The 4,071-nt window shown below is 65.7% G+C and carries 3 protein-coding genes; 1 reads left to right on the plus strand and 2 read right to left on the minus strand.

Going from position 1 to position 4,071, the window contains the following annotated elements; all coding sequences use genetic code 11:
* Window positions 1–29: 29 nt before the first annotated feature.
* A complete protein-coding gene (locus tag L979_RS12625; RefSeq protein WP_047692563.1) occupies window positions 30–881 on the minus strand; it encodes a LysR family transcriptional regulator in 852 nt (283 codons plus the stop codon).
* A gap of 146 nt (window positions 882–1,027) precedes the next feature.
* Between L979_RS12625 and L979_RS12630 the strand changes: the two genes are divergently transcribed.
* Entirely contained in the window at window positions 1,028–2,542 is a 1,515-nt protein-coding gene (locus tag L979_RS12630) for an aldehyde dehydrogenase family protein (protein WP_081994490.1), read from the plus strand.
* Window positions 2,543–2,610: 68 nt separating this feature from the next.
* Here the strand turns inward: L979_RS12630 and L979_RS12635 are convergent, their stop codons facing one another.
* Window positions 2,611–3,999, minus strand: coding sequence for a galactokinase family protein (locus tag L979_RS12635; protein WP_052209879.1), 1,389 nt, complete (start codon window positions 3,997–3,999; stop codon window positions 2,611–2,613).
* Between the last annotated feature and the right edge of the window lie 72 nt (window positions 4,000–4,071).

The raw sequence follows: 4,071 nt of genomic DNA on the forward strand, positions 1-4,071 counted from the left end.
CATCGGCGGCGGGCTCACTCACCCCCACCTCAGGTAGGAAGAGCCGCATTTGCCGGGATCCGCGGCTGCCAGTAGATCGAAACTTCGAACCGCGGCACGTCAATGGGTAGTTCCCGGATCTCCAACTGTCCATCTGCGGCGAACTCTCTGGCTATGCGCAGCGGGAGGACCACCAGGAACTCACCCTGGACCAGGAGGCGGGGCAACGTGGCGTAGTGGGGAATGCGTAGCGTTGGGCGACGACGCAGTGCGCTGCTCTGGATGGCCCGTTCCACGCGGTCGTGACCGGCGGTTTCTTCCACCACCATGTGGCGTGCCCGGATGAAATCCTCCACGCTGATCACGGAACCGTTCTCCGCCGTCGTCCGAGGTTGGAGGCACACGTAACGGTCTCCGGTCACCAGCGTGCGGCACTTCAGCCCGGCGATGTGGCTGCTGGCCACGGCGGCATCCATTTGTCCCCGGCGTATCCGGTCGGCCACGGTGTCGATGTCCATCGGTTCCACTTCCAACCCAACTGTGGGTGCACGTTGGGCTAGGAGAGCCCCAATGGCCGGGAGGAATGTGAGCTCCCCGAGGTCCGAGAGGGACAGACGGAAGATCCGTTCCGAGGACTGGGGGTCATAGGTGGGATCGGCCACGGCATCGATCTGGCTCACGGCGCGACTGAACACGGTGTAGAGCTCATCGGCGCGCATGGTGGGCTCCATGCCGTGCGGGGTGCGGGCGAACAGAGGGTTTCCGAGCTGTTTGCGGAGGCGGGCCAAGGCGTAGCTGACGGAAGGTTGTGTGACGCGCAGGAGCACACTGGCCTCGGTCACGCTGCGAGTCTCGTAAATGGCATTGAAGGTGCGCACCAGTGCCAGGTCAATGTGAGCCATGTGCGCCAATAGATCCTGTATATAACCCCCCATGTCAAAGTTCTATTGGATTCCCGTGATTCAGCCCACATAGTCTTTCGCGGAGCATTGCGAGCAACCGTATTCCGACCCGGTTGTGACTGCCACGGCTACGGAGGGATCCACCCATGGCCACTCAAACCGCGAGTGAAGGCCAGGACGTCAAGACCCTGGCGCGCACGTTCATCGGTGACCTGCCGGGCGGGGTGTTCGTGGACGGGCAGTGGCGTGACGGCACCTCCGAACGCACCGTTGCCATGACGGCAGCCGTTGACGGCACCATGTTGCGTGAACTTCAGGGTTCTGCTGTGGCAGACGTGGATGAGGCTTACCAGGCCGCACGGAGGGCCCAGCGGGAATGGGTCGAGCGCCTGCCCCAGGAGCGAGCCGAGGTCCTGGCCCGTGCCGCGCAGATCATGGAGTCCCGCCGAGAAGAACTGACCGCAGTGCTGCGGGTGGAGGCAGGTGCCTCTGCGCTCAAGGCCAACATTGAGCTCTCGGCTGCGATTGCCATCACCCGGGAATCTGCCACGTTCCCCATGCGTGTGCCCGGCACCATCCACCCGTCTGTGTTCCCGGGCAAGGAGAACCGTGTCTACCGCCAGCCGCGCGGGGTGGTGGGAGTCATTTCCCCTTGGAACTTCCCGCTGCACCTGTCCATGCGTTCGGTCTCCCCGGCTTTGGCCCTGGGCAACGCGGTGGTGCTGAAGCCCGCCTCTGACACGCCTGTGACGGGCGGCTTGGTCATGGCCACGATCTTTGAGGAGGCAGGCCTGCCCAAGGGCCTGCTCTCCGTGGTCCCGGGTGCCGGTTCAGAGATCGGTGACCACTTTGTGCAGCACCGCATTCCGTCCATGATCTCCTTCACCGGCTCCACTCCTGTGGGCCAGCGGGTTGGGGCCTTGGCCATGCAGGGCACGATGAAGCACGTGGCATTGGAGCTGGGTGGCAACGCACCCCTGGTGGTCCTGGACGATGCCGACCTGGACTCTGCTGTCCGGGGTGCCATGATGAGCAAGTTCCTCAACCAGGGGCAGATCTGCATGGCTGCCAACCGCATTATTGTGGATTCCTCCGTGTACCAGGAGTTCGTGGATCGATTCGCCGCCGCGGCCTCCCAGTTGCGGGCCGGTGACACCGTGGATCCAGAGGTGATTGTGGGCCCCATCATCAACGACGACCAGGCGCAGGCTGTCACCCGCCTCATCGAGTCGGCGCGTGAGCAGGGTGCCCGTGAGGTTGTGGGCGGCCAGCTGGAGGGCCGGGTGATCGGGCCGCACGTGTTCGCGGATGTCACCGAGGACATGGACCTGGCCCGCGAGGAGATTTTCGGACCGGCTGTGGGAATCCTCAAGGCTGACGATGAGGAAGAGGCCCTGCGCATGGCCTACAACACCGAGTACGGGCTTTCCTCGGCTGTGTTCACCCGCGACGTCGAACGGGGTGTCTGTTTCGCCCAGCGGCTGGAGGCCGGAATGTCTCATGTCAACGACGCCACCGTGAACGATGAACCGCATGTGATGTTCGGTGGGGAGAAGAACTCCGGCATCGGCCGTTTCAACGGCGAACAGGCCATCGAGGACTTCACGGTGCTGCACTGGGTGGGTGTCCGCTCCGAGATGGGGCCGATTCCGTTCGGCTGATCGGGTGTTGTGTGCAGAGGGCCCCGGCGGATGCCGGGGCCCTCTGCGTGTCCTGTCCGAATGCGGTGTCAGTCGCAGTCGCGGCAGAGTTGTCCACCGGGTGCGCTGGGCTCGATGCACAGGAACCGCGGGCGTGGCATCCCCGCGGAGACGACTGCGCGGTCGATGGCGCTGACCACGTGGTCCACCTGGTCCATGGGCAGCAGCGTCAGGACGGAACCGCCGAATCCGCCGCCGATCAGACGGGCACCGGCCGCACCGGCCTGGTTGGCCGTGGCCACGATCAGGTCAGCAGTGGGGAAGGAGGCCTGGGCGTCGTCGCGCATGGAGACGTGACCCTCTGTGAGGATCCGCCCGAGTTCCCCTGCGGACCCGCCCGCCATCTCAGCCGTGGCGCCGTGGCGCAGCAGGGCGTCAATGCGCTCGGAGCGCAGCATTTCAGTCAGGGCGTGGGTGAGGCGTCGTCGGGCATCGGCAGGGTCGCGGCCCTCCAGCTCCGACGACGACGGCGCAGCTGCATCCCATCGCTCCAACACGGCATCCACGTCGGTGCGCGTGGGGGTTTCCGGCAGAAGATCACGCAGGCGGTCAGCACCCAGGAACCGGGCGGCGGCCTCCGCGTCCTGGCGGCGGGAACTGAACTCGTGGCCACCCAGCCAATGGGGGGTGCTGGTGTCAACGCCCACCAGACGGTGCCCGTCCAACAGATCTGCTGCGGGGTGGTGCTTGATGGTGAAGTCACGGCAGTCCAGGGACAGGATGTGCCCGGGTTTGGAGCGCAGGCTTGCGGTCTGGTCCAGGCCGCCGGTGGCTGCACCCACCACTTCAACCTCCGCCATCATGCAGGCCCGTGCCAGCACGGCGCGGGTGGTGTCATCCAGGTCAGTGCGTCCGGTGGCCAGGGCAAGAAAGGCCAGGATGGCGGCGCATTCCAAGGCGGCAGAGGAGGAGAGCCCACCACCCACCGGCAGTGTGGAGCGCACCAGCAGGTCTGCGCCGAATCCTTCCGGGACGCTGAGGTCCGGGTGTTCCTGGGCGGCGATCTTCAGCGCCCACAGGGCACCTGCGACGTAACCGCTCCACCCCTCAGGGCTGCCCGGGCCAATGCTGTCCACGGGGACTTCCACGATCCCGGTGTCCAAACTGGGCTCCAGCGTGCGCATGCGCAAAAGGCCGTCCGTGCGTGGGGCTGCCGCCACCAAGGTGCCGTAGGGCAGGGCCATGGGCAGGCATCGCCCACCCAGGAAATCAATGTGTTCACCGTTGAGGTTGGCCCGTCCGGGGGCCATCCAGATTCCATGCGGTTCGCGGCCGAACACGGCCCGGAATCGCGCAAAGCCGCGGCGGCCCATGGCCTCCAGGTCAGGATGTTCCACCCAGATCGGCTTGAGACCCTCCGGTCCGCCACCCGGCACGGGTTGGTCTGAACCGGCAGACATGCTGCGGTGTTCGCTCACAAAGGCCTCCTGGAAACGGACAGTGGCTAAGCCTCGATCCACCGATCAGCGTCGCGGAGGGATCGGCGTTTT

The organism is Kocuria sp. ZOR0020 (assembly GCF_000800955.1).
GTDB classification, from domain to species: Bacteria; Actinomycetota; Actinomycetes; order Actinomycetales; family Micrococcaceae; genus Kocuria; species Kocuria subflava.

What these genes read in the sequence shown, in the direction of transcription:
- L979_RS12625 (WP_047692563.1), bottom strand. Translation starts at nt 881, where the DNA reads ATGGCTCACATTGACCTGGCACTGGTGCGCACCTTCAATGCCATTTAC.
- L979_RS12630 (WP_081994490.1), top strand. Translation starts at nt 1,028, where the DNA reads ATGGCCACTCAAACCGCGAGTGAAGGCCAGGACGTCAAGACCCTGGCG.